Source organism: Nocardioides sp. AN3 (assembly GCF_054653495.1).
In genome coordinates, this window is the sequence record NZ_BAAIGC010000007.1 from 155,379 (window position 1) to 180,513 (window position 25,135).

Annotated in this window: 20 protein-coding genes and 1 pseudogene; 16 read left to right on the top strand and 5 right to left on the bottom strand. The window is 70.5% G+C overall.

Annotated elements, in window-relative coordinates:
- Positions 1-18 precede the first annotated feature (18 nt).
- From ACYQ1K_RS10820 to ACYQ1K_RS10830, 3 genes are all read right to left on the bottom strand, one after another.
- On the bottom strand, positions 19-1,026 hold the full coding sequence (locus ACYQ1K_RS10820) for an iron ABC transporter substrate-binding protein (RefSeq protein WP_459982981.1): 1,008 nt from the start codon (positions 1,024-1,026) through the stop codon (positions 19-21).
- A gap of 202 nt (positions 1,027-1,228) precedes the next feature.
- Complete coding sequence (locus tag ACYQ1K_RS10825; protein ID WP_459982982.1) at positions 1,229-2,461, bottom strand: HipA domain-containing protein; 1,233 nt, start codon at positions 2,459-2,461, stop codon at positions 1,229-1,231.
- The gene (locus ACYQ1K_RS10830) at positions 2,454-2,735 is read right to left on the bottom strand and encodes a helix-turn-helix transcriptional regulator (protein WP_459982983.1); all 282 of its coding nucleotides are present in this window, start codon (positions 2,733-2,735) and stop codon (positions 2,454-2,456) included. The genes ACYQ1K_RS10825 and ACYQ1K_RS10830 overlap by 8 nt, the downstream gene beginning before the upstream one ends.
- 208 nt (positions 2,736-2,943) lie before the next feature.
- Here ACYQ1K_RS10830 and ACYQ1K_RS10835 point away from each other — a divergent pair, with 208 nt between their 5' ends.
- The 8 genes from ACYQ1K_RS10835 (at position 2,944) to ACYQ1K_RS10870 (ending at position 16,808) form a co-directional block, all read left to right on the top strand.
- Positions 2,944-4,521: a TIGR02677 family protein gene (locus tag ACYQ1K_RS10835; protein WP_459982984.1), complete on the top strand. Its 1,578-nt coding sequence runs from the start codon at positions 2,944-2,946 to the stop codon at positions 4,519-4,521.
- Positions 4,518-5,768 carry a TIGR02678 family protein gene (locus tag ACYQ1K_RS10840; protein WP_459982985.1) on the top strand — a complete coding sequence of 417 codons (1,251 nt, stop codon included), beginning with the start codon at positions 4,518-4,520 and terminating at the stop codon, positions 5,766-5,768. The genes ACYQ1K_RS10835 and ACYQ1K_RS10840 overlap by 4 nt, the downstream gene beginning before the upstream one ends.
- Entirely contained in the window at positions 5,765-9,892 is a 4,128-nt protein-coding gene (locus ACYQ1K_RS10845; protein ID WP_459982986.1) for a TIGR02680 family protein, read from the top strand. Before ACYQ1K_RS10840 ends, ACYQ1K_RS10845 begins: the two co-directional genes overlap by 4 nt.
- Entirely contained in the window at positions 9,889-11,271 is a 1,383-nt protein-coding gene (locus tag ACYQ1K_RS10850) for a TIGR02679 family protein (RefSeq protein ID WP_459982987.1), read from the top strand. Before ACYQ1K_RS10845 ends, ACYQ1K_RS10850 begins: the two co-directional genes overlap by 4 nt.
- Before the next feature lie 482 nt (positions 11,272-11,753).
- Complete coding sequence (locus ACYQ1K_RS10855; RefSeq protein WP_459982988.1) at positions 11,754-12,941, top strand: EAL domain-containing protein; 1,188 nt, start codon at positions 11,754-11,756, stop codon at positions 12,939-12,941.
- A gap of 126 nt (positions 12,942-13,067) precedes the next feature.
- On the top strand, positions 13,068-13,853 hold the full coding sequence (locus ACYQ1K_RS10860) for an alpha/beta fold hydrolase (protein WP_459982989.1): 786 nt from the start codon (positions 13,068-13,070) through the stop codon (positions 13,851-13,853).
- A 33-nt stretch (positions 13,854-13,886) separates the two neighbouring features.
- Complete coding sequence (locus tag ACYQ1K_RS10865) at positions 13,887-15,533, top strand: LuxR C-terminal-related transcriptional regulator (RefSeq protein WP_459982990.1); 1,647 nt, start codon at positions 13,887-13,889, stop codon at positions 15,531-15,533.
- 81 nt (positions 15,534-15,614) lie between these two features.
- Positions 15,615-16,808 carry an NAD(P)/FAD-dependent oxidoreductase gene (locus ACYQ1K_RS10870; RefSeq protein ID WP_459982991.1) on the top strand — a complete coding sequence of 398 codons (1,194 nt, stop codon included), beginning with the start codon at positions 15,615-15,617 and terminating at the stop codon, positions 16,806-16,808.
- 64 nt (positions 16,809-16,872) lie between these two features.
- Here ACYQ1K_RS10870 and ACYQ1K_RS10875 read toward each other — a convergent pair whose 3' ends face one another.
- Positions 16,873-17,511: a hypothetical protein gene (locus tag ACYQ1K_RS10875; RefSeq protein WP_459982992.1), complete on the bottom strand. Its 639-nt coding sequence runs from the start codon at positions 17,509-17,511 to the stop codon at positions 16,873-16,875.
- Between the two features lie 39 nt (positions 17,512-17,550).
- Here ACYQ1K_RS10875 and ACYQ1K_RS10880 point away from each other — a divergent pair, with 39 nt between their 5' ends.
- From ACYQ1K_RS10880 to ACYQ1K_RS10895, 4 genes are read left to right on the top strand one after another with little or no spacing between them, the layout of a single operon-like run.
- Positions 17,551-19,560, top strand: coding sequence for a thiamine pyrophosphate-binding protein (locus ACYQ1K_RS10880; RefSeq protein ID WP_459982993.1), 2,010 nt, complete (start codon positions 17,551-17,553; stop codon positions 19,558-19,560).
- Between the two features lie 51 nt (positions 19,561-19,611).
- Entirely contained in the window at positions 19,612-20,322 is a 711-nt protein-coding gene (locus ACYQ1K_RS10885) for a flavodoxin family protein (RefSeq protein ID WP_459982994.1), read from the top strand.
- Between the two features lie 16 nt (positions 20,323-20,338).
- The gene (locus ACYQ1K_RS10890; protein ID WP_459982995.1) at positions 20,339-20,977 is read left to right on the top strand and encodes an RNA polymerase sigma factor; all 639 of its coding nucleotides are present in this window, start codon (positions 20,339-20,341) and stop codon (positions 20,975-20,977) included.
- Positions 20,974-21,222, top strand: a complete 249-nt coding sequence (locus ACYQ1K_RS10895) for an anti-sigma factor family protein (RefSeq protein WP_459982996.1) — start codon at positions 20,974-20,976, stop codon at positions 21,220-21,222. The genes ACYQ1K_RS10890 and ACYQ1K_RS10895 overlap by 4 nt, the downstream gene beginning before the upstream one ends.
- Positions 21,223-21,286: 64 nt before the next feature.
- On the opposite strand, the gene ACYQ1K_RS10900 is transcribed toward ACYQ1K_RS10895, so the two are convergent.
- Positions 21,287-22,033, bottom strand: a complete 747-nt coding sequence (locus ACYQ1K_RS10900) for an IclR family transcriptional regulator (protein ID WP_459982997.1) — start codon at positions 22,031-22,033, stop codon at positions 21,287-21,289.
- Positions 22,034-22,186: 153 nt separating this feature from the next.
- On the opposite strand from ACYQ1K_RS10900, the gene ACYQ1K_RS10905 reads away from it, so the two are divergent.
- From ACYQ1K_RS10905 to dhaM, 4 genes and pseudogenes are all read left to right on the top strand, one after another.
- On the top strand, positions 22,187-22,969 hold the full coding sequence (locus ACYQ1K_RS10905) for an MIP/aquaporin family protein (protein WP_459982998.1): 783 nt from the start codon (positions 22,187-22,189) through the stop codon (positions 22,967-22,969).
- A gap of 40 nt (positions 22,970-23,009) precedes the next feature.
- Positions 23,010-24,011, top strand: a complete 1,002-nt coding sequence (gene dhaK, locus ACYQ1K_RS10910; protein WP_459982999.1) for a dihydroxyacetone kinase subunit DhaK — start codon at positions 23,010-23,012, stop codon at positions 24,009-24,011.
- A 4-nt stretch (positions 24,012-24,015) separates the two neighbouring features.
- The gene (gene dhaL, locus ACYQ1K_RS10915) at positions 24,016-24,651 is read left to right on the top strand and encodes a dihydroxyacetone kinase subunit DhaL (RefSeq protein ID WP_459983000.1); all 636 of its coding nucleotides are present in this window, start codon (positions 24,016-24,018) and stop codon (positions 24,649-24,651) included.
- Positions 24,652-24,686: 35 nt separating this feature from the next.
- Positions 24,687-25,106 (top strand): annotated as a pseudogene (gene dhaM, locus ACYQ1K_RS10920) (dihydroxyacetone kinase phosphoryl donor subunit DhaM); the annotation flags it as partial.
- Positions 25,107-25,135: the final 29 nt, after the last annotated feature.

Here is a 25,135-nt window from a genome sequence, read left to right on the forward strand (position 1 = left end):
CGCCGTTCGACTCGCCGCTCAGAGGAACCCCACCTCCGTCATCAGGTCGACCACCCGGTCGCTGTCAAGGTCGGACACGGTCACTCTCGGTGGCTGGAGCTCGGCGAACGGCTTGACCGGCGGCGCGAGCTGGACGTCGGGGTTGAGCGGATACTCCAGGGCGTAGCTGTCGGCCAGACCCTGCTGCCCCGCCTTGCTCGTGAGGTAGCCGACGAACTTCTCCGCAGCGGTCCTGTGCTTGCTCGAGGCCAGGACGCCGGCGCCGGAGACGCTGACGAAGGCGCCGGGGTCCTGGTTGCCGAAGAAGTGGAGCTGCGTGTGGTCGCTGACCTCGCCGGACTCGGCTTGGTCGCGATACCAGTAGTAGTGGTAGACGATGCCGACCGGCGACTTGCCGGAGTTCACCGACTCGAGCACGACGTTGTTGCCGTCGTAGACCGTGCCGTTGGCCTCGAGGCCTTCGAGCCAGGCCTTCGTGGTCCTCTCGCCCTCGGTGGCGAGGACGCCGGCCACGATCGCCTGGAAGTCGGCGCCCGTCGGCGAGAACGAGATCCGGCCCTTCCACTGAGGGTCTGCGAGATCGAGGAGGGAGTCCGGCAGCTCGGACTCCTTGACCTGGCCGGTGTTGTAGACGAGCACGGTGGAGCGGGCAACGAAGCCGGTCCACTCGTTGCTGGCCGGCCGGAACTGCGCCGGGATCGGTGCGGTGACGTCGGCGGGCAGTGTCGCGAGGAGGCCGTCACGTTCGACGGCCGCCATGGCGGGGGAGTTCTCGGTGAGGAAGACGTCCGCCTTCGACGCCTTGCCCTCCGCCATCAGCTGCGACGCGAGCTCCAGGTCCGAGCCGTGGCGCAGCTCGACCTTCACCCCGGTCTCCTTCTCGAACGCCGGCACCAGCTCCTCGATGAGCTGCTTGTGCTGGGCGTTGTAGACGACGAGCGCGTCACTGTTGGACGAGCACGCGGCAAGGGTCGCCGCGGCAAGGGCGACGACGAGGGAGACGACGACAACGGCGATACGCTTCACGACCGGCCTTTCAAGTCAGGTAAGGCTCACCTTACTTACTTGGCCTTGCTGGGTGAAGTGGTCTGCGTCACACGCGGGCCGGTGAGGCGGTGGAGGAGCTCCGTCGTCTCACCGGCGACGCGCATGCGGCAGAGCCGTCCGGGCAGCCGGAGTCGAAGCCATGTTTGCCCCGCGCCCCGCGCCCCGCGCCTCGCGCCCCGCGCTACGGCGCAAGCAGGCGCTTCGCGCGCTCCGTCACCAGCTCCACCACGTGGTCGGGCAGGTCCAAGCGGCCCGCGGCGTCAAGGAGCTCGTCAGCGGTTCGGGCAACGGTCGCTGTCGCCGCCTGCTCGCTCATGGGCCACGACATCGCCTCGGCGACCAGGTCGCGGGCGGTGACGGCTGACAGACGGGTCTTCCCGTTCACCCACATGGCTGCACGATCTGGCAGTCGGCTCCACAAGGCGGTGGGCACGGTGTCGTAGAGCGGAGCCAGCGTGATAGTGGCCTGGTCCGAATGCAGCAATGACAGGTTCTTGCCATGCGCGTCGCCGTTCCCGATCGCGTAGGTGAACACCGCGGTCCGCAACAGGCTGGTCAGGTGTGCGGCGACCGGCGTCTCTGCGTGTTGGACGAGGAGCTTGGCGACGTCGCGGAAGCCTGGGCCGCCGAACTCCTGATACTTCGCACGGCGCTCGGCCCCGTCGATGTCGAGGCCGAGCGCCTGGCAGACGTCCTCCTGGTGTACTCGCTCAGGGAGGCCCGAGGCTGGGCCAGCGCGGCGGTCGTAACGCGAGACGATGAGGCAGTCGAGGTCAGCGATCGTCGTGACCTCCGCGTCAACGGAGGTCAGGCCGAGCTCGCGAGCGAGGCGGAGGCACGCGGCTTCCATCGTCACCAATCCGGGGTATCGGCGGTCCTCGACCTTCAAGATGTGGGTCGAGGGGTAGCCGCCTGCGGGTCGACCCCAACCCTGCTCGGTCTGGACGAGGAGGAGCTTGCTCTGCAGGCCGGGCAATGACAGTTCGCTGTCGTCGTGCAGGGCGAAAGGGCGTTCGTCGATGTCGGCGACGTCGGCAGCCAGCTCGGCGGTGGCGTAGTCGGCGACCCACCCTGGCCCGTGTGTTGAGTCGTCGGCACTGATGACCGCCGCGCCCGCGACGTCACGGCCGAACCGCGCCAGGATTCCGAAGGTGTCGAACGTCGGGACCTTCGCCTCGGCAGCGACGGCCGCCAGTGCCGCGCCTTCGGGGAGGAGCCCACGGAAGAAGGGGGCCGCCGTCTTGATCGGCCGCCTGCTGATCGGTAGCGAGCACGACAGGAGCGGTGCATTGAGCGGCCACTGCGACCGGGCTTGGTCGGTGTATTCGCACGTGACCTGACCGGGGCTGACGGAGGTCAGGCGGGCGATCACGGTGCCGTACATCTGCACGTACAGCGGTTCCCGCCTAGCCACGACGCCCTGCTGCGCCCGTGGACTCGCCAGATGCGCCCAGCGTGGTGGGGTCGTCGTCGAACTCGACGACCAGGGTGGCGCCCATGGTGCGAAGGACCCTCACGAGGAGGTCGACCATGATCGTGGTGCGGCCGCGTTCGAGCTTGGCCAGTCGGGTGCGCTCGACGCCGACCTTCTCCGCGAGTTGCTGCTGTGTCAGGCCAAGCGCCAGCCGGATCTCGGCGATGCTCTCGCCCAGATCGGCGCCGTTGCTGACCAGCCATCGCTGCTTCACGCGCCCTCCTTGTGCGGGAATCGGCACATTCAAACCAACGGTACTAGTTGTGACCAAAACGGCACAATATGGAGAATATTGCGATTGTGCCCAAAACGGCACGTGAGTCGCTCGCGCCCTCTGCGGACACGCGAGGACGCGTGCCAGGTTCGATGCTTCCCTGTGTCAGTCCCGGCGGTGTCGGTGGGGCGTGGCAAGATCCGGCAACGTGAGTGAGCCGTCGGAGCGGTCGGTCGAGGTCGCCGCGGACGCCTACGGGCCGTTCGCCTACCTCTCCACGCCGAACGCGCCGCTCTACCGTCGGGTGATGCGTGCTCTCCTGTCGGCGAAGGAGAGGTTCACCGTCCACGTCCGCGCCGAGCAGGTGCACGCGGCCCTGCAGGTCGACGACGGCGGCTACGTCACTGAGGAAGCCGTCGCGGAGGCCTTGGACCGCCTTGCCCAGGACAGCTGGGGCAACCTGCATGCGTTCCCGGATGCGAGCCGCGTGACCACCCTGGAGGACTTCCACCGGCGACGGATGCTCTACCAGCTGTCTCGGCCGGGCGAGGCGGCGGAGCGGGCCCTGGCGTCGTACGACGCAGCGCTGGGGAGTCGCGGGTCACTCCAGTCGGTGGCGCTGGAGGACATCATCGTCCTGCTGACACATCTGCGCGACACCGTGGCGGCGCATGATGCCGGCGAGTCCGTGGACGCCGCCAGCACCCACCAGGCCATGCGCAGTCTGCGCGACCGGTTCAGTGAGCTGGCTGAGAACGCGGTTGCCTTCATGGGCTCGATCCAGCGCACCATCGATCTGCACGACGCCGATGTCGACGCGTTCCTCGCCTACAAGGAACAGCTCATCGACTACCTCGAGCGCTTCATCAACGACCTGCTGGTCCGCGGTGCCTCCATTGCGGAGCTGCTCGGCTCGATCAGTCCGGAGGGTGCCGACTTCCTGGCCCTCGCCGCCGCGGAGCGCGAGTCGCTCGACGCCGTGCCGGGGGAGGCGGAGGCCGCGCTGGTCACCGCGCGCGAGACCTGGTTGCTGCAGTGGGCCGGGCTGACGCAGTGGTTCGTGAGCAGCCCAGGGCGGGAGAGCGAAGCGAAGCTGCTGCGCTCGCGTGCCCGCGCGGCCATTCCGGCGCTGCTCGCCGTGGTGCGTGCGCTGCACGAGAAGTCAGGTGGGATCACCGATCGCAGCCATGACTTCCTGACCCTCGCTCGTTGGTTCGCCGGGCTGAGCAGCGACGGGGACCGGCACCGCCTGTGGCGCTCGGCCTTCGGGCTCACCAGCGCCCGGCACCTCTCGGTGACCGCCGCGACCGAGGATGCGTGGGCGAGCGCCGACCTCGGCAACGCCACCCCGTGGGCAGAGGCCCCACCGGTCGAGATCAGCCCGCAGCTGCGGCGCACCGGATCCTACGAGCGACGCGGGAAGGCGAGTCGGGTCGCCGATCGCTCGGAGGCCAAGGCGATGCTCCGTGAACGCGCCCGCAGGGAGAGTGAGCAGACGGCAACCGCGCGGCGACGTATCCTCACCGGCGGTCCGAAGCCCCTCTCCGCGTTCGGCATGCTCGATCCGGAGGCGTTCCAGCTCTTCCTCGGTCTGCTCGGCGACGCGCTGGCGGCGATCGGGCCGATCGCCACGACAGCGCAGGTGCACACTTCCGACGGCGAGCTCACCGTCATGCTCACCCGGGTGCCCGGGGCGGGCATCGCCCGGATCGCGACGCCCGACGGTGAGCTCACTGGGCCCGACTTCCTCGTCGACATCGCCTCGGCGGTCGAGGGGGTCCTGTGAGTCGGCTCGATCTGGCGCCGAGGATCTCCGAGGCGCTCGGAGACCGGGACGCTGCCGGGCGCATCCGGGTCCTGCGAGCGCTGCTCCAGCGTCCCGTGATCAGCTCCAGTCAGGATCCTGAGCTGTTCCGACTGGCGCGGCGCCACGGTGAGGCGCTGCGGGAGTGGTTCGAGCGGGAGACCGGGTGGCGGCTGGTCGTGGAGTCGCAGACGGTGAGACTGCAGACCTCCTATGTCCCCGTCGGCCCGACCGCGGCAGCGATCGCCGAGCGGCATCCGGCCCGGGCCCGGCGCGGTGACCCCGCCTTCACGCGGCGGCGATATGTGCTGCTCTGCCTCGCGCTCGCGGTGCTCGAGCGCTCCGATCCCCAGGTCGCGCTCGGAAGGCTCGCCGAGGAGATCGTGCTCGCTGCGCGCCAACCGGGCTTGGAGGAGATCGGGTTCACGCTCGGCAACCGTGAGGAGCGCGCGGACCTGGTCGCCGCGATCCGGCTGCTGATGGGCTACGGGGTGTTGGTCCGGGTCGCCGGCGACGAGGAGTCCTATGCCGCCGGCGGAGGCGACGCGCTCTACGACGTCGACCGGCGGGTGCTGGCCACCATGCTCACCTCGCCGCACAGCCCGGGGATGGTCGCGGCGGATCTCGGCTTCGTGCCTGCGATCGACCAGATCGAGGCGGCGCTGCATGAGCCGCCGATGGCCTACACCGAGGACGAGGCCAACCGGCAGCTGCGCCAGTCGGTCTCGCGCCGGCTTCTCTGCGATCCGGTGGTGTACTTCGACGAGCTGCCCGCCGCTGAGCGCGACTACCTGCTCAGCGGTCAGCGCGTCGGTGTCACCCGCCGGCTGGCCGAGGCGACGGGCCTGGTGCCCGAGCTGAGAGCTGAGGGGATCGCGCTCGTCGACCCCGATGACCAGCTCACCGACGTACGGATGCCCGAGCAAGGCACCGACGGACATGCGACCCTGCTGCTCGCCGAGCATCTGGCCAGCGGCGGCAGCAGCGACGTCGCCGCTCTGCGGCGCCTGGTCAAGAGGCTCGCCAAGGAACACGGGTCGTACTGGCGCAAGACCACTCGCGAGCCGGGTGCTGAGAACGCCATCGTCTCCGACGCCCTCGACCGGCTCGCCGGGCTGGGCCTGGTCAGGGTGGTCGGGGACGGTGCTGCGGCAGTGGTCGAACCGCTCCCTGCGCTGCGGCGGTTCGCGGTGGCCGCCACGACCCTCATCGAGAGGAAGAGGACATGACCGAGGTGGACAACGGGTGGCTCGCGCCTTCGCGGGCGTCCGCCGAGCTGCTGCCGCAACCCACCACGGAGCGTTGGCAGCCGCTGAGGCTCGGCCTGGTCGACATGTTCTACTACGACGACGAGCAGTTCTGGTTCCATGACGGTCGGCTGCTGCTGCGCGGCAACAACGGCACCGGCAAGTCCAAGGTGCTGGCGCTGACCCTCCCGTTCCTGCTCGACGGCTCCATCGCACCGCGTCGAGTCGAGCCCGATGCGGACCCGAAGAAGCGGATGGAGTGGAACCTGCTCCTCGGTGGGGCCCACAGCAGCTCGGAGCGCACGGGCTACACCTGGATGGAGTTCGGTCGCCGCGCCGCCGACGGGACCGTCTTCTTCACCACCCTCGGAATCGGCCTGAAGGCAGCGGCCGGGCGAGGAATCGTGAAGACGTGGTACTTCACGACGACCCGTCGTATCGGCGACCTGCGCCTCGTCGATGAGTCCCGCACAGTCTTGGGCAACGACCGCCTGCGGGAGGCGATCGGCACGTCGGGTGCGGTCCACGCGACCCAAGAGGCATATCGCCGCGCCGTGGACGAGGCGCTGTTCGGCCTCGGGGAGGCGAGGTATGCCGCGCTGATCGACCTCCTGATCCAGCTGCGTCAGCCACAGCTGTCCAAGCGGCCTGACGAGAAGGCGCTCTCCGCTGCCTTGACCGAGGCGCTCGCGCCGCTCGACCAGGCCGTGGTCGCCGACGTCGCAGAGTCGTTCCGCTCGTTGGAGGAGGAGCGCGAGGGGATCGCGGAGTCGCGCGAGACTCTGCGCGCCGCCGAGGACTTCCTGAAGCACTACCGGGTCTATGCCGAGGTCGCGGCGCGGCGGCACACGACCGCCGTCCGGACCAGCAACTCGAAGTACGAGCATGCCGGACGCGACCTGCGCGAAGCGGAGGAGGCGCTGACGGCGATCTCCTCCGAAATGGAGTCCCTCGGCAGAGCGCAGGCACAGGCCGAGGAGCACCAGGGCGTGCTCGAAGGGCAGGCGGAGGCGCTGCGCGACAGCCCCGCGATGCGTGAGGCCGAGGGGCTGCGGATGGCCGAGAAGGCCGCCACGGAGGCCGAGGCCAGTGCTTCCCGCGAGGAGGCCGATGTTGCGGCTGCCGCCGCGGTCGGCGAGCGCGAAGCGGTGGCCGCCCGAGACGCCGAGGAGAAGCGCGACCTCGCAGCTCGCGATGCCGCCGAGCGCGAGCGGGTGGCTGCGGCGCTGGCCATCGTCGCCGGTTTGGGCGAGGAGCACCCGGGACTTGTCGCCGACCGTGTGCAAGGTGAGCGCGCCTTGGCGCGCCGCCGCGAGCAGATCGCTCAGGTACGCCGGTTCGCCGACGAGACCCAGCAGGCCCGTGCGAGGTCGGCGACCGCCCGCGTCCGGCTCGATGAGGCCGACGCGGCCGCGGCTCGCCGTGCCGAGGCCGTGCAGGCCGCCCGAGCGCTCCTCGACGAGAGTGGCTCTGGCTACCGCACCCTCGTCGCGGACTATCTCGACAGCCTCCGCCTGCTCCATCCCGGGTCCGATGCCGACGCCCTCGCCGACCTGGCCGAGGAGTGGGCGCGGAGCCTGTCGGGTGCGTCGCCGGCCCGCGCGGCGCTCGAGGCGGCGGCGACCGCGGCCTTCGACGTGGTCGGGCACAGGAGGGCTCGGGCCGAGCAGTCACGGGGAGCAGCACAGGAGCGCCTGACACAGATCTCGGAGCGGATCGCGGATCTCGCGTCCGGACGCGACCCCGAGCCGCCGCCGTCTCCCGGGCGAGAGTCGACGCGACGGACCGGCTCTGCCGGCGCGCCGTTGTGGCAGGTCGTCGACTTCGTCGAAGGAATGAGCGATGGTGACCGCGCAGGGCTCGAGGCTGCGCTGCAGTCCGCGGGGCTGCTGGACGCCTGGATCTTCCCCGACGGCACATTGAGCGTCGCGGGCGACGTCGTCCTCGGCCCAGCAGGCGCAACGGTCGCCGATCCGGTGCTCGGCACGGCCCTCAGGGCAGCCATCGGGCCGGAGAGCGACGTCTCGAAGGCGGCTGCGGAGGGTGTCCTGGCCCGGATCGGTCACGGCGAATCGTCGGGGGCGGCGCTCTGGGTCGACGCCCAGGGACGGTGGGGTGCCGGACCCGCACGAGGCACGTGGGCCAAGGCGCAGGCGGAGTATGTCGGCGCTGGTGCACGAAGTGCCTACCGGCAGCAGGTGCTCGCGGGACTGCGCGAGGAGAAGGTCCGGATCGAGCAGGAGATCGCCGACCTCGACGCCCTCCTGGCAGGTCTCGCCGAGGAGAGGAGCGAGGTCGCCGACGAGCTGCGGCGCTACCCGCATGACGCCGAGCGGGCGCTCGTCGACGTCCACGCGCAGGTCGGCCATGCCGAGCGGGAGGCGGTGGCCGCGCAAGCCGCGGTGGCCGTGGCCCGCGATGCCTGGGAGCAGGCCGACACTGAGGCGGAGGAGAGGGCGGCCCAGCTGGCCGAGGCGGCCGGCGACCTGGGTCTCGGCACGACGCCTGTGGCGCTTGACGAGGCTCTGCAGGCGGTCGGGGACTACGACAAGGCTCTGGTCGAGCTGCGCGCCGCCCGCCATGCCGCCGAGGAGGCCGCTGTCGCCGGCGACCAGGCGCGACGACGCGCCGAGGATGCCGCTGCGACGCTCCGCGAACGTGAGGCGCGGGCGCGTTCGCGGCGTACCGAGGCGACGGGGCTGCGAGCGAGGGCCGACCGGCTTCGCGCGACCGTCGGCGCCTCGGTCGCCGAGCTGGAGCGACAGCTCGCTGAGATCGCCGGCGCCACGGCGGCGGCCAAGGCCGAGCTGAACCGGCTGGCCCAGGCCATGAACCAAGCGTCGGGTCGGCGGGGAGGCCTGGAGGAGAAGGTCCGCGAGCTGGGGATACGCCGGGAGGAGGCTGCCACCGAGCGCGAGGATCGGATCCTTGCCCTACGCGCGTTCACCGCCACGGGTCTGCTTCGGGTCGCCCTGCCAGAGCTCAGCACGCCCCACCCGAACGTGGCCGATGAGTGGAACCTCACGGCTTCGGTCGGCCTGGCGCGTGCCGCTGAGGCTCGCCTCACGAGCGTCGATGAATCAGACGAGGCCTGGCTGCGGGTCCAGCAGCGGGTCTCGACGGGGCACACCGAGCTGGCCGCCCAGATGAGCCGCCGAGGTCACACCGCGATCATGGACCAGCGCGGCGACGTCTCGATCGCCCGCGTGCGCTACTTGAGTGAGGAGGTGGACGTCGACCGGCTCGCCCGGCGAATCTCCGACGACCTCGCCGACCGGGAGCGCTTGCTCACCGCGAAGGAGCGCGAGATCCTCGAGAACCACCTGGTCAACGAGGTGGCGGGCCACCTCCATGAGCTGCTCCAGCGTGCCCAGGAGCAGATCGACCAGATGAACCGCGAGCTGTCGACCCGCAAGACCTCCACCGGCATGCAGCTGCGTGTGCAGTGGCGCGAGCGCGCCGACGGGCCGACCGGGCTGGCGGCCGCCCGCGACCTGATGCTCCGCTCGGATGCGACCTGGACCCCGGCGGACCGGACGGCGATCGGCGACTTCCTGCAGGCCAGGATCGCCGAGGAGCGCCAGGCCGATCCGACTGGCAGCTGGGTCGAGCACCTGGAGTCCGCGCTCGACTACCGGCGCTGGCACGCGTTCTCCGTCGAGCGCTTCCAGAACGGGTCGTGGCGCTCGGCCTCCGGGCCTTCCTCGGGTGGTGAGAAGGTGCTGGCCGTCTCGGTTCCCCTGTTCGCCGCCGCCACTTCGCACTACAACTCCGCCGGTCCGCTCGCTCCGCGTCTGATCCTGCTCGACGAGGCGTTCGCCGGTGTCGACGATGACTCGCGCGCCAAGTCGCTCGGTCTGCTCGCCACCTTCGACCTGGACGTGGTGATGACCTCCGAACGCGAGTGGGGCTGCTACCCGCAGGTGCCGGGTCTCGCAATCGCCCAGCTCTCCCGCATCGAGGGCGTCGATGCGGTCGGCGTCACCAGATGGCGCTGGGACGGGCGCCGGCGCCAGCGCCTCGGCGAGATCGACGACTCGGCCCGCGCCGGTGACCCGTCCAGGTCCGACGGCGGAGATGCCGAGGCGGAGTCGCTGTTTGCATGAGGGACCTCACGCACGACGACCGGTCCGCACTGCACCGACTGCTCGGCGGCCCCGAGACGGCCTGGCTCGTCGAGCGTGTGCGCGCCCGCATCCTCGACGCCGCGGGGCAGAGGCTCACCGGCGTCGTGGTGCTGAAGCAGCCCACGCCGGCACAACGCTCGGCCATCGTCTCTCTGGTTGGCCGCCCGCGACGCTCCGGCGCGACCCTTCGGGTCGACCTCGCCGACGTCGAGGAGATGTTGCGCCGTGGCCCCTGGGCAGCGGGACTGGCCGACGCTGTGGAGGCGCTCACCGGCCCGGTGGCGGACGCGGCGGCCGAGCGGGCGCGTGATGTGGCGGCCTGGCGTGAGGCCTACGCCGGGCTGGGCACACCCCTGGAGCGGTTCTCCCACCTGCCGTCCTGGTGGGAGAGCTGGTGTGAGCGTGGCGGTCTGAAGCGGATGGCTCGCGCTGAGGCTACGCGGACGGGCATCGAGTTCGGGCCGGCGGTCGGCGCGGATTTGGTGGCCCAGGCGGCGGCTGTCCTCGAGGCGCTTCCCGCTTCCGGGGAGCCGCTGGCGGTTCTTGCCCGGCGTGTGACCGGTGACGCCCACGGCCTGGATGAGGGGCGACCCCTGGGGAGGCTTGTCCAAGCGATCGTCGCGGCGGTCTTCGCGGATGAGGATCTGGATCTGGCCGAGTCCGCGACAGCCGGCCGCGGGCGCTCGGCACGTGACACGTGGGCGGCGGCGGGCGTCGTGCTCTCCAACGTCGCCTCGACGGTGCTGTGTCTCGGGGTGTCCGGCGAACGGTCGGACATGGAGCGCGCGCACTCGATGCGCGCGGGCGCGACCGCAGCGGTGCTCGACGCCACTCGAGCTGCGCGGATGCCGGTTGTGCTGACGCTGGATCAGGTCCGAGCCGGCGGCGTTCGCTCTCTTCCTGCGGATGCCAGCGTCTACGTCTGCGAGAACCCGTCCGTCATCGAGGTCGTCAGTGCCCGCTGGTCGTCGGCCAACCCAGGCCCAGCCGACGGCCACGGTCCGGTGCTCGTCTGCACGTCGGGCCAGCCGAGTGCGGCGGTCGTCGAGCTGCTGGCAGCGCTCACGCGCGGGGGAGCAGCGTGCCGATATCACGGCGACTTCGACTGGGCCGGGCTCCGGATCGCTCGTGCGCTGAGCAGCCGGGTGCCCTGGACGCCGTGGCGCTTCAGCTCCGAGGACTATGAGAAGGCGGTCGAGCAGATGCGCACCGGTTCGCTGGCCCTGGTCGGCAAGCCCTCCGAGTCCCCATGGGACCCGGAGCTTGCTCTGTCCATGGCTCGGCACGGGCTTGCTGTGGAGGAGGAGGCCGTGGCGAGGATGCTTGCCGACGATGTCGTGTTCGGCGTTCGACACTGACGCAACTCAGTGTCTGAGCGGCCGGCTCCTCACGCATAGCTGCGCGACAGCGTTGACGTTGAACGTCAGCTGCCACCCTGAAGCGAATGCCGAGCTGCGGGGGACATCGGCTGGTACGAGGACGGCGTCGCGGGATTGGGGGATCGCTTCGATGTCAGTGTCAACCTGCTGATTGACGCTGTTCTCACGTGGCCTGAGTCGGGCCCCGTGTGGCCGGGGTGGGACAGCAAACCGGTCGTGAGGTCGCGTCGCGTGCCCGACTTTCCCTACCGCTTGGTCTACCTGGTGCAAGCGGACGAGCTCGTCGTCGTTGCACTGGCACATGAGAAGCGCAAGCGGAACCACCGGGCGGCGACCTCGTGACCGCCGCTCACCTGCCTCGTTGTTCCGGGAGAGCACCCCGATCCCGATGGAGCCGCGGCGATGAGCTACCGTCCGTCGACACCACCGAGGATCATCGGCCACTGTCGGAAGAAGGACTCGTGACCACCGCCTTTGTCGACGCCACCCGTCGTGGCGGCGTGGGCCTACGGATCGCCTTCATCGCCTACACCGGAGCCCGCGCGTGGTTGGCCGTGGCCGCCACACTGGCAGGGCTCGGACTCGCCTGGGTCGCGTGCTATGCCGCCGGTGGCTCGAACTCCTCCTCACCACACCTGTTCTACCTGCCGATCATCCTGGCCGCCGTACGCCTGACCTGGCCGATGGTCGTTGCGACGGCCCTGACGGCGGGACTCCTGGCCGGGCCGGCCCTTCCTGCGGACGTCGCGACCGGCGAGCCGCAGGAGCTTGCCCACTGGCTGCTCAGACTGGCCATCTTCGTGCTGGTCGCCTTGTTCCTGGCCTGGCTGACGCGTGGGCAGCACGAGCCCCTGCGGTCGACCATGCAGCACTCGCTGACGTCTGCGCGTCTGATGCAGGCGGTGCAGTGCGGCGACGTGGAGGTGAACTACCAGCCGCTCTATCGACTGCACGACCAGCAGATCGTCGGGTTCGAAGCCCTTGCTCGCTGGCACGATCCCCGCCGTGGGTCCGTCCTCCCCGATGAGTTCGTCGCCGCCGCTGAGCGCACCGGGGCCGTCATCGTCCTGGACGCCTTCGTGCTGCGGGCTGCGGCCGCACAGATCCAGCGGTGGAGCGCCGAGCTGGGACTTCCGCTCCGGCTCTCCACCAATCTCTCCACGATGCACTTCACGTCGCCGGACCTCGTCCACGACGTCGTGCAGGCACTCGATCACGCAGGGCTCCCCGCCCGGGCGCTCGAGCTGGAGATCACCGAGTCCGCCCTGATCGACAACATCGGCGACGCCGTGAAGCAGATCGGCACGCTGCGTGCCCTGGGTGTGCGCATCGCCATCGACGACTTCGGCAGCGGACAGGCCTCGCTGGGCTACCTCAACCACTTCGATGTCGACACCGTCAAGCTCGACCGCAGCTTCCTACAACAGGCCACCACCGAGGCCCGCCCCTCTGCGGTGCTCGCCGGTGTCATCCGCCTCCTGCGCGACCTCGACGTCGAGATCGTCGTCGAAGGAGTCGAGAGCGACGACCAGCTCGCCGTGCTGCGCGATCTCGGCGTGCATCTCGGGCAAGGTTTCCATCTGGGCCAGCCGCTCACCGCCCTCGACGCCGAACACCTGCTCCGGTCGATCTCCGCCTCGGAGGCGTGACGTCAGTGGAGTGATCCCCCCAGGGGGGCGGCCGGACTGGCCGCCCTCGCATGTGAGCGCCCTTCCCACAGAGACCGTGGCGTCCTACCGTCGCGGGTAGACCCCGACGACGCGCGGGAGGTAGGGATGAGGGAGGCCTGGGAGCGGTTGATCCGCGGGCCGGCGGATGCGAGTCGCTCGGTCCTGCTCCTGCCGGGCGGCGCGAATGCCGCGCGATCGTTCGACCTGGTGATGGCGGAGCCGGCACTGTCCGGGGTGCGCCTGGTGGCGACCACGCTTCCGGGCATGGCGGGCGCGCCACTGACAGAGGACGACGCGTCCATCACCGCCATGGCCCGCAGGGCCAGCGAGCTGGCTGAGGAACACGGGTGCGACGTCGTGGCCGGCTTCTCCCACGGCGCCACAGTGGCGCTCGAGATGGTGTTGTCCGGACGGTTCCGCGGCCCGGCGGTCCTGCTCGGGATCAGCCTGACCACCGCGGACGAGGCCACGGCCTTCCGTGCGCTGGTGCGCACGTCGCAGAAGGTCGGCACGTGGCCGTTGGCGGCCATGCTCCGGCTCCTGCCTCTGATGGCCAGGTCGGCCACGACGCCTGAGCGGCACAAGGCCGAGCTGATCGAGGACCTCAAGCAGAACAGGGCGAGCGACTCGCTCCGGGTGTGCCGCGAGTATCTCGACTACCTCGCCGCAGACCGGAACTACGCGGTCGAGCTGGCCTCGATGGCCCAGCCGGTGTGGGTTGTTCACGCCGAGAAGGGCGACGGAGGGCTCACCGACAGCGAGCGCGCCACGCTCCAGGCGGCTCCGAACGTGACCCTCGTGACGATCCCCGGCTCGGTGTTCCTGCTGCCGGACGAGGCCCCACAGCGCACGGCTCAGGTCCTCGCAGACGCTGTCGCGCAGGCGGCCTGAGCGACGACGCCCGCGGCGGAGGAGGATCGGAGTGTGACGTCCGAGCTGGCCGGCGAAGGGCGTGCCGCGCTGCGCAGAGGCGACGCTGCGGCCGCCCGTGCGGCCTATGCGGCCGCCATGTCGGCAGAGCCCTCGCACAGAGCAGGGGCGGTGTGGGAGGGGATGGCCTCGGCGTCGTTCGTCCTGCAAGACTATCCGCGCGCCATTGCGGAGATGGAGACGGCGTATGCCGACTACCGGGCGGTCGGCGCTGCGTCGGATGCCGCCCGCGTCGCGCGGATCCTGGGCGGCATGCACGGCTCCACCACCGGCGACTGGGCGGTGGCGAGCGGCTGGATCGCTCGCGCGAAGACGCTCCTCGCCGAAAAGCCAGACGATGCCGAGCTGGGCTGGGTCGCGCTGACGGAGGGGATGTTCGCGCCGAGTCGTGCTGACAAGCACCGGGCTTTTCGCGCCGCCCTGGAGGCAGGGCGCCGGTCCCACGACATGGAGCTGACGTTCTCGACGCTCGCCTACCTGGGCGCGAGTCTGGTCCACGACGACCGTGTCGACGAGGGCATGGCGATGCTCGACGAGGCCCTCGCCGCGGTCGCGGGCGGCGACGTCGACAGCTTCCTGGTGATCGAGGAGATCTTCTGCCAGCTCTTCTCCGCGTGCGAGCGCGCGCGGGACGTCGACCGGGCTGAGCAATGGATCCGCGTGGGGGAGCTGATCGCCGACCGACGCCGACTGCCGGCCGTCAGTGCGTACTGCCGCACGCACTATGGTGGCATCCTCACGGCGGCCGGTCGGTGGCCGGAGGCCGATGCGGCGCTGACCGAGGCGGTGCGGCTGTGGACCGAGGCTCGGCGCACGCTCAGGGCGGGCGCTCTGGCGCGGCTGGCGGAGCTGCGGGTCAGGCAGGGGCGCTTCGAGGAGGCGGAGCGGCTCCTCGATGGACAGGACGACGACGAGTCGGTCCTGCCACGCGCCTTCCTCCACCTGGCTCGAGGGGAGAACGCGCTCGCCCTCGACCTCCTGGAGCACGCGGTGCGGCGAACGGATCCGGACAATAGCGCCTGCCTCCCGCTGCTGGCCCTGCTCGTGGAGGCGCAGGTGGCGTGCGGTGAGGACCCGGGCCAGACGGTCTGCGACCTCGACGCCTGTGCGGTCGCGCATCCATCGCCCTACGCAGCGGCGGTCGCCGCCCGAGCGCATGGGCGGGCGGCGCACGACGACCCGCGACCCTGGCTGCGCGCCGCTCTCGACGGGTTCACCCGCGCCCAGCTGCCGTGGGAGGCGAACCTCTGCCGTCTCGATCTGGCCCGGGCATGCGGCGAGACCAACCGCGAGGTCGCCATCGCCGAAGCACGGGCCGCTCTGCAGGCGTTCGAGCGTCTCGAGGCGCTGCACGACGCCGATGCTGCCGCCGGCCTCCTTCGCCAGCTGGGTGAGAAGGTGGCGTCGCCGCGGCCCTCGGGACAGGTGTTGAGCGTGCGCGAGTCCGAAGTCCTGCGGCTCCTCGGCGAAGGGCTCTCCAACCCCGAGATCTCGGAGCGCCTCTTCATCAGCCGCAAGACCGTCGAACACCACGTCGGCAACGTGCTCGCCAAGCTGGGTCTGCGCAACCGTGCTGAAGCCGCCGCCTATTCCGTGCGAGCCGCCACCGAACAGGGCCCGCGGGAACGGACCTCCCGATAGGGGAGTTCCCGGATCCGTCGGCGGTCGGGACCGGCCACGCTCTTCGAAGACCGATCAACCCACCGATCGCAGGAGAGCACCATGACCGAGTACGACGCCATCGTCATCGGAGCCCGAGTCGCCGGCTCGCCGACCGCCATGTTGCTGGCCCGCAAGGGCTACCGGGTCCTCGCCGTCGACCGCGCCGCGTTCCCTAGCGACACGCTGTCCACGCACATCGTCCACGCGCCAGGCATCGCGGCGTTGCATCGGTGGGGTCTGCTCGACCGACTCGTGGCGACCGGGTGCCCACCCATCACGAGGTACTCCTTCGACTTCGGGCCGTTCACCATCAGCGGCCGGCCGAGGTCGGTCGAGGGCGTCGGCATGGGCTACGCGCCACGTCGTACCGTCCTGGACGCCCTGCTCGTCGACGCCGCTCGGGAGGCAGGCGTCGAGGTGCGCGAGGAGTGCCACGTGGACGGCGTCGTCATGGATCCGGACGGCGCCGTCCGGGGGATCAGGACCGCCGAGGGTGAGGACACCGCGCGCATCGTGATCGGGGCCGACGGGCGAAACAGCCAGGTGGTCAAGGCCGTGCGGCCGGAGGAATACCACACCAAACCCCGTCTCCAGTACGCCTACTACACCTACGTCAGCGGCCTGCCCGCCAACGGCATGGAGACGTTCATCCGCCCGGACCGTGGGTTCGCCTGCGCCCCGACGCACGACGGCCTCACCATGATCGTGATGGGCTGGCCCTACGCCGAGGCCCAAGCATTCAAGGCTGACGTCCCGGGCAACTTCCGGAAGACCCTCGAGCTCGTGCCGGACTTCGCCGCCCGCGTCGCCGGCGCTCGTCAGGAGGCACCGTTCCTGGGTGGAGCGGTCCCGGGCTGGTTCCGCAAGCCGTTCGGTCCTGGCTGGGCACTGGTCGGCGACGCGGGCTACAACAAGGACCCGATCACCGCGCAGGGGATCACGGACGCCTTCCTGGACGCGGAGCGTTGCGCGGATGCGGTGGACCGTTGGCTGGGCGAGGGGAAGCCGTACGACGACGTGATGGTCTCCTGGCAGGCCGAACGCGATGCCAAGGCCGTGCCGATCTACGAGTTCACCTCCCAGATGGCGACGCTTGAGCCACCGCCTCCCGAGCTGCAACGGGTCCTCGGGGCCGTCTCCGGGCATCAGCCGGCCATGGATGACTTCGTCAGCGTCGTGGCGGGGTCGCTGTCGCCGGTGGACTTCTTCTCCGAGGAGAACATCGGCCGCATCCTCGCCCCCCGAGCGGGATGAAGCCTCGGTGATCGCCGGGTGAGGACCGCACCATCACCGGTGGGGCCCCATCACCGGTGGGCCCTCACCGCTCGTTCTCTACGGCGACGGGGTCGGCCGCTGCTCGGTCGGCGCCCTCGCGGAAGAAGGCGAGCAGCTCCTCGTGCCCGCCCAGCTCCGCCATCGGACGCGTGGCTCCGAACGGCTCGTTCCAGAACGGTCCGGTCCGGGGCTGCCAGGGCCCGACGTAGGCGTAGGGCTCCCGATGTGCCGCGTCCCCCGGTGACACGCCGTAGTTCACCTCGCCGACGCTGATCGCGACGTCGAGGTGCTCCGGCCACAGCACCGGTTGCTGGTCCGGGGCAAGCTCGCGCAGCGCCGCTTCGCCCAGGGCGAGAGCTTCGACGAGGACCGCCAGGTCGTCGGCGTCGAGCTCGATGCGGTCCTCGACAGTGACCGGCGCACGGTCTCGGTAGACATCGTCCAGCTCACGCGGGGTGATCCCCACCGCGCGAGCGACCTCCGCATAGGTGCCGACGAGAGGGAAGCGGCCGCGGGCACTGACCAGCTCGGTCCGTTCGAGCCGCAGGTCCGGATCGGCCGTCGTGGCGATCCCGTTCGTCAGGACACGGAGCCGGATCCCGCCACCAGCGGCGTACTGCGGCCCGGCCAGGAGCAGCTCGGCGATCCCGTGAAGGGAGGTGCGGGTCTGGGTGAGGTCCATCGGAGCTCCCTGTAACGGGTGGGGACGTGGTCGGCACTGATGTCCATCGGTCTCGAGCGCGAGCAGGAGCGTTACATGGACGGCAACGACGGCAACGGCGGCAGCACTGCGACCTGGCACCGGGTGCGGCCCGAGGACGTCCCCGACGAGGGCCGTGTCCGCAGCGTCAGCGTCGACGGACGGTCCATCGCGATGGTCCGCTGCGGGGGACGACTGGGCGCGCTCGACAACCGCTGCCCCCACCAGGGCGGTCCGCTGGGTGAGGGGTCGATCGAGAAGGGACTGCTGCGCTGCCCCTGGCATGGCTATGACTACGACCCTGTGACCGGTGCCCCGCCCGGCGCGCTGGCCGAGCACCTCGACGACCGGGTGCCGGCGTACGACGTGGAGGAGGACCCCGCCGGCGTACGCGTCAAGCTGCCGGTCCGGGCGACGCCGACCCGCACCGTCGCCGACGTCCTCGTCGAGACCCTGGTGGCCCACGGTGTCGACACCGTCTTCGGCATGGTCGGCCACTCCAACCTCGGCTTCGCGGACGCGCTGCGCAGGGCGGAGGAGCGCGGCGACCTGCGCTTCATCGGCATCCGGCACGAGGGTGCCGCGGCGTTCGCCGCGAGTGCGTATGGCAAGCTCACCGGCCGACCCGCCGCCTGCTTCGCCATCGCCGGACCGGGCTCGACGAACCTGCTGACCGGACTGTACGACGCGAAGCTCGACGGCGCCCCGGTGGTGGCGATCTCGGGTCAGGTGCCGTCCAAGGTCCTCGGCCGCGGAGCGTTCCAGGACCTGGACCTCGGGGCCGTCTTCCGCGACGTCGCGATCTCCACGACCACGGTGCAGACGGGGAGTGACCATGCCGAGCTGGCCGCGCTGGCCGTGAAGCACGCGCGTGACGGCCGTGGCCTCGCACATCTGGTGCTCCCCGACGAGGTGCAGGCCCAGCCGTCCTCGGCTCCGGCCGGGTCGCCGGACGGTCGCTACTCCCGACGTCCCGTCGGGCCCGACCCTCGCGCGCTGGCCCAGGCGACCGAGCTGGTGGCGGGCGCACGCCGGCCGGTGCTCGTCGTCGGGCACGGGGCACGTGGTGCGCGCGTCGAGGTCCTGGCGCTGGCGGAGCAGCTCGGAGCACCCGTGCTGACGACGTTCAAGGCGAAGGGGCTGGTGCCCGACACGCACCCGCTCGGCGCGGGCGTGCTCGGGCGAAGCGGCACGCCGGTCGCGAGCTGGCTGATGAACGAGGCCGACCTCCTCGTGGTCGTCGGGGCGTCGTTCTCCCACCACACCGGCATCGCCCCCTGGCAGCGGATCGTCCAGATCGACGACACCCCGACCGCGATCGGGCGGTTCGATGCGGTGACCGCTGACCTCCTCGGCGACGCCGCCATCGTCCTGCCTGCCTTGACCGACGCCGTCCGTAAGGCTGGCGCGCAGGCTGAGGACCAGGGCCCCGACGTCGCCGAGCGCTGGGAGATCTGGCGGGCCGAGAAGGCCCGGCGAGTGGCCGACGACCGTGGCCACGGCGTATCTGCGGCGGCCGTGTTCGCGGCGCTGTCCGACCACCTCCCCGCCGAGGCCGTGGTCACCGTCGACGTCGGCAACCACGCCTACTCGCTGGGCCGATACCTGGAGTCGCAGGGTCAGCCGGTGCTGATGTCCGGCTACCTCGGCTCCATCGGCTTCGGCTACCCGGCCGCCTTGGGCGCCTGGGCCGCCGACCCCAGCCGGCCCGTCGTGGCCGTGACCGGTGACGGGGGGTTCGGCCAGTACGCGATGGAGCTGACGACCGCAGTCCACCACGGGATCGGCACCAAGCACGTCCTGCTGAACAACAACGCCCTCGGGAAGATCAGCAAGGAGCAGCTGGCCGCCGACTACCCGGTCTGGCACACCTCGCTCACCAACCCCGACTGGGCGGCGTACGCCGAGCTGTGCGGCGCCCGCGGGATCCGCGTCAGCGAGCGAGACCAGCTCGACGCGGCCATGACCGAGCTCTTCTCCACCGACGGACCGACCCTGCTCTGCGTCGAGCAGGACGCCGAGCTCCTCTGACACCACTGACCGATCACTGACCGACCACTGACCGACCACACGGGAGCAACGATGGACCACGACTTCAGCGGCCTGGCGGCCACGTTCGTCAACTGCACGCTCAAGCGGAGCCCGGAGCGGAGCAACACGCAGGGGCTGGTCGACGCCAGCGCGGGGATCATGCGCAAGCACGGCGTGGACGTGACACAGCTGCGGCTCGTCGACCACGACGTCGCGACGGGCGTCTACCCGGACATGCGCGAACACGGCTGGGAGACTGACGAGTGGCCCGAGCTCTACCCCGGGATCCTCGCCAGCGACATCCTCGTGGTGGCAGGCCCGATCTGGCTGGGCGACAACTCCAGCATCACCAAGCAGCTGATCGAGCGGCTCTACTCACTGTCGGGGGAGCTCAACGAGAAAGGGCAGTACCTCTTCTACGGCCGAGTGGCGGGCTGCCTCATCACCGGCAACGAGGACGGCATCAAGCACTGCGCCCAGAACATCCTGTACTCGTTGCAGCACATCGGCTACACGATCCCGCCGAACGCCGACGCCGGGTGGATCGGCGAGGCGGGTCCTGGTCCGTCGTACCTCGACCCCGGCAGCGGCGGCCCCGAGAACGACTTCACCAACCGCAACACCACGTTCATGACCTGGAACCTGATGCACCTGGCCAAGATGCTGAAGGAGGTGGGTGGTGTCCCCGGCTATGGCAACCAGCGTTTGGAGTGGAACGCCGGCACGCGCTTCGACTTCGAGAACCCTGAGTACCGCGCGTGATCGCTATGGTGGCGGCGTGGGGCCCGACGAGGGCGATCTGCTCGCGGCGCTGCGCGCCGGAGACGAAGCCGCCTTCGCCTTGGTGGTCAGCGAATGGTCGGGACCCATGCTGCTCCTCGCCCGTGGCTTCGTCTCGACCGAGGCGTCCGCGGAGGAGGTCGTGCAGGACACCTGGCTGGCCGTCATCCGCGGCCTTGACGGATTCGAGGGGCGCGCGTCCCTGCGCACCTGGGTCTACCGGATCCTCGTCAACATCGCGAAGACCCGCGGCACCCGCGAGCACCACTCCGTCCCGTGGAGCAGCCTCGGCGAGGAGGACCATGGGCCGACGGTGGAACCGGACCTGTTCCGTGGACCCGACGACCAGCACGCGGGCGGCTGGCGCTCGTTCCCCGCGGACTGGCGCAGCACCGAGGACAGCGTCCTGGAGATCGAGGTGCACGACCACCTGCGCGCTGCCCTCGAACGGCTTCCGGACCGCCAGCGCATCGTGCTCACCCTGCGCGACGTGATCGGCTGCTCCTCGGACGAGGTCTGCGAGCTGCTCGACCTCTCGACCGCCAACCAGCGGGTGCTGCTCCACCGTGCGCGTGCCGCCTGCCGAGCCGTCCTTGCGGCCTACCTGGCGGACGAGCCGACGGTGGAGGCGTCATGACCGAGGAGATCGGGAGCATGAGCTGCCAAGAGTTCGTCGAGCTGGTCACCGACTACCTCGAGGGCGCCCTCGAGATCGAGACCCGAGTGCGGTTCGAGCGCCACCTGGACCTCTGCCACGGGTGTGAGGCGTATCTGCGGCAGATGAAGGAGACCGCGGCTCGCCTGGGATCCATCCCCGTCGACTCGCTCTCCGAGGACGCTCAGGCCGTCCTGCTCGAGGCGTTCCGCGGCTTCCGGCGTTGACGGCTGGGCGCCGTTGGGATGTCGGCGCAGGAGACACCGGTGCGGTCGCGGCGTGCGGGCCCCGTCAGCGCGCGGGCGGCCAGCTCTGCGCGCCCAGCTCACGGGAGAGGGCCCGGGCCGTCTCGCGGACCTGGTCGCTCGGATCCGAGTCGGTGGAACCGGAGACCACGACGCCGATCGCGCCGACGACGGCTCCCCATGAGTCGAAGACGGGGGACGCGATCGCGCCCTCGCCGAGGACTGCTTCGTCCTGCTCGCGAGCGATGCCGGTGGTGCGCACCAGCTCGAGCTGACGGCGTACGTCGTCAGGGGAGGTGAGCGTCTCGCCTGTCATGCTGCGCAGCTCCCCTCCCGCCAGCATGCGCTCGGCCTCATCCGGGTCGAACGCGAGCATCGCCTTGCCCAGGGCGCTGGCGTGTGCGGGGATGACGATTCCCACCTCGGGCATCTGCCGGGTCCCGTCGGGGCGGGGCTCGTGGTGGATGATCACCACGTCGTCGATCAGGAGCACGCCGGTGCGCACGGCGAGACCGGTGCGTCGTGCGAGGTCCTCGGCCCACGGCACCGCCTTCGACCGCAGCTCGAGGGTGTCGAGGTAGACGTTGCCCAGTCGTAGCACCGCCGGGCCCAGCTGATACCGGCTCGACCCGCGCTCCTGGACCACCATGCCGTGCTCGACCAGGGTCCGGACGATGCCGTGGGTCGTCGAGGGCGCCAGGTCCAGGCGTGCGGAGAGCTCGGACAGGCTCATCCGGCGCGCTCCCTGGAGCGCCGTCAGCACGCGGATCGCACGGTCGACGGACTGGATCACCGGTGTGAGCCTCCTTGCTGGGCGGTCGTCGGCAAAGTATGCCGAAAGGTCTTGCTGTGACGCGAATCACAGAGGTACTCTCCGATCATCATTCGACTATATCGAATGACATTCGACAAAGTCACCGCGTCACAGAGCACGAAAGGACTGGACATGCTCGACGAGACCAACACCGTCCAGAAGCTCGCCGCAGAGGCCCTGGGCACCGCCTTCCTGGTGTTCATCGGCGTCGGCTCGGTGCCGGCCACCCTCATCGTGAACGGCAACGCGCCGTTCACCATGGCCGACCTGGGCATGATCTCCCTGGCCTTCGGCACGGTCGTGATCGCGACCGTCTACGCCCTCGGGCACGTTGGCGGCAACCACATCAACCCGGCGGTCACCCTCGGTCTTGCCGTGTCGGGCAAGTTCCCCTGGTCGCAGGTCCCGGGCTACCTCGCGGCTCAGGTGGTGGGCGCGATCGCCGGCGCCGCGGCCATCCTCGGCGTCCTCGGGCACAAGGCGAGCGACGTCGGCCTCGGCGTCGCGTCGTACGGCGACATCAGCTGGGTCCAGGCCTTCACCGCTGAGTTCGTGGGGACCTTCATCCTCGTGTTCACGATCTTCGGCGTCATCCACCGCAAGGCCGCCGCCGGGTTCGCCGGGCTCGCCATCGGGTTCGTCGTGTTCGCTGCGATCATCCCGGTCGCGCCGGCCACCGGTGCGTCCATCAACCCCGCCCGCACCATCGGCCCGATGCTCGTCCAGCAGCTGGCCGGCGGCACGGTGAAGTGGCAGCAGCTGCCGGTCTATCTCACTGCCGAGCTGCTGGCCGGTGCACTTGCCGCACTGGCCTATGGCCTCATCGCCCACACACCCGCCGACCGGGCGGCCGTTGCTCCGGGGTTGGACCTCGGCGATCCTGAGGAAGCACCCCTCACCCAGGCCACCGCCTGAGCGCCGCCCCACACGCGAAGAACCACCGAAAGAGGGAGTCATGAAGAAGCTCATCAACGACCCGAACGACGTCGTCGCCGAGGCTCTGCTGGGCGTCGAGGCAGCGCACCCTGACCTTCGGGTCGATCATGCGAACAAGATCATCTACCGCGGTGACGCGCCCCGGACCGGCAAGGTCGGGATCATCTCCGGGGGCGGCTCGGGCCACGAGCCTCTCCACGGAGGGCTCGTCGGCCTCGGGATGCTCGATGCCGCCTGCGCCGGCGAGGTCTTCACCTCGCCGGTGCCCGACCAGATGCTGGCGGCGACCAAGCTCGTCGACGGCGGGGCAGGGGTCCTGCACGTCGTCAAGAACTACACCGGCGATGTCATGAACTTCGACATGGCCGCTGAGATGGCTGCGGCGGAGACGGGTGCGCGCGTCGTGTCGGTGGTCACCGACGACGACGTCGCGGTGCAGGACTCGACGTGGACAGCCGGTCGACGCGGGGTCGGCGTCACGGTCCTGCTGGAGAAGATCGCCGGCGCTGCTGCCGAGCAGGGTCGCGATCTCGACGCAGTGGCAGGCGTCGCGCGCGAGGTGAACGCGCGCGGCCGGAGCATGGGTGTCGCGCTCACGTCCTGCACCGTTCCGGCCGCCGGTCACCCCACGTTCGAGCTCGGAGAGCAGGAGATGGAGCTCGGGGTCGGCATCCACGGTGAGCCGGGCAGGCAGCGCGTGCCCTTGGCTCCGGCCCGGGAGATCGCCGAGATGCTCGTCGAGCCGATCCTCGCCGACCTGCCGTTCGACCGCGGCGACGATGTGATCGCCTTCGTCAACGGCTTGGGCGGCACGCCGCTCATCGAGCTCTACGTGATGTACCACGAGGTCGACAAGATCCTGTCGAAGCACGGCGTGAGGGTCGCCCGGTCCCTGGTGGGCTCCTACATCACGTCGCTGGAGATGGCGGGCTCGTCCGTGACACTTCTCCAGGTCGACGACGAGCTGCTGTCGTTGTGGGACGCTCCGGTCAGGACGCCGGCGCTGAGGTGGGGGATCTGAGGAAATGACCGACAACGTGACCACGGCGGCTCTCGACACCTGGGTGCGCCGCTTCGCCGAGCTCGTCGCGCAGGAGCGTGACCACCTGACCGAGCTGGATGCTGCGATCGGCGACGCCGACCACGGCACCAACCTCGACCGGGGGATGACGGCTGCTGTGGCTGCGTTGGACGAGCTCGCCGCGACAGGTGCGGGACCGCGGTTCACCAAGGTCGGCATGACCCTGGTGTCCACCGTCGGAGGGGCATCGGGACCGCTCTACGGCACCCTGTTCCTCCGGATGGGCACGGCCCTGGGCGACGTCCCGGCCGTCTCGCCCGACCACGTGGGCGGTGCGCTGCGCGCCGGTCTGGAGGGCGTGGTGGCGCGCGGCAAGGCGCAGGCCGAGGACAAGACGATGTACGACGCCCTCGCCCCCGCAGTGGATGCGCTCGAGGCGGGGCTGAAGGACGGCCTGTCGCTGGGTGAGGCGCTCGCGCGATCGCGGGAAGCCGCTGTGGCCGGGCGCGATGCGACGGTCGCGATGCTCGCGCGCAAGGGACGGGCGAGCTACCTCGGCGAGCGCAGCGTCGGCCATCAGGACCCCGGTGCCACGAGTGCAGCGCTGCTCATAGCCGCCGCAGCGGACACGCTCTCGTGACCCGGCCAGCAGTCGACTAGGCGAGAGGATCCGCCATGACTTCCGGGCAGGGCGTCGGCATCGTCGTCGTCTCCCACAGCTGGGCGCTCGCTCGGGCAGCGCTCGCCCTGGCGAGCGAGATGCTGCACGGCCGACCCGTGCGCATCGAGCTGGCGGCCGGTCTCGACGAGACGACGTTCGGCACGGACGCACTTCGCGTGAAGGAGGCGATCGAGTCCGTCGACGGGCCCGACGGCGTCGTCGTCCTCATGGATCTCGGCAGCGCTGTCCTCAGCGCCGAGCTCGCCCTCGACCTCCTGGACGACCCCGCCGTGAGGCAGCGGGTGACCCTGTCCTCGGCGCCCATCGTCGAGGGCCTGGTCGTGGCCGCGGTCGCGGCCTCCGGTGGCGCGACCCGGGCCGAGGTCGCCGCCGAGGCGCGCAACGCCCTGCTCGGCAAGGCCGCCCACCTGAGCGTCCCCGACGACGATCTGACCGCCGCGGC

What these genes read in the sequence shown, in the direction of transcription:
- dhaL (WP_459983000.1), top strand. Translation starts at nt 24,016, where the DNA reads ATGACCGACAACGTGACCACGGCGGCTCTCGACACCTGGGTGCGCCGC.
- ACYQ1K_RS10885 (WP_459982994.1), top strand. Translation starts at nt 19,612, where the DNA reads ATGGACCACGACTTCAGCGGCCTGGCGGCCACGTTCGTCAACTGCACG.
- ACYQ1K_RS10870 (WP_459982991.1), top strand. Translation starts at nt 15,615, where the DNA reads ATGACCGAGTACGACGCCATCGTCATCGGAGCCCGAGTCGCCGGCTCG.
- ACYQ1K_RS10905 (WP_459982998.1), top strand. Translation starts at nt 22,187, where the DNA reads ATGCTCGACGAGACCAACACCGTCCAGAAGCTCGCCGCAGAGGCCCTG.
- ACYQ1K_RS10875 (WP_459982992.1), bottom strand. Translation starts at nt 17,511, where the DNA reads ATGGACCTCACCCAGACCCGCACCTCCCTTCACGGGATCGCCGAGCTG.
- dhaK (WP_459982999.1), top strand. Translation starts at nt 23,010, where the DNA reads ATGAAGAAGCTCATCAACGACCCGAACGACGTCGTCGCCGAGGCTCTG.
- ACYQ1K_RS10895 (WP_459982996.1), top strand. Translation starts at nt 20,974, where the DNA reads ATGACCGAGGAGATCGGGAGCATGAGCTGCCAAGAGTTCGTCGAGCTG.
- ACYQ1K_RS10850 (WP_459982987.1), top strand. Translation starts at nt 9,889, where the DNA reads ATGAGGGACCTCACGCACGACGACCGGTCCGCACTGCACCGACTGCTC.
- ACYQ1K_RS10860 (WP_459982989.1), top strand. Translation starts at nt 13,068, where the DNA reads ATGAGGGAGGCCTGGGAGCGGTTGATCCGCGGGCCGGCGGATGCGAGT.
- ACYQ1K_RS10880 (WP_459982993.1), top strand. Translation starts at nt 17,551, where the DNA reads ATGTCCATCGGTCTCGAGCGCGAGCAGGAGCGTTACATGGACGGCAAC.
- ACYQ1K_RS10845 (WP_459982986.1), top strand. Translation starts at nt 5,765, where the DNA reads ATGACCGAGGTGGACAACGGGTGGCTCGCGCCTTCGCGGGCGTCCGCC.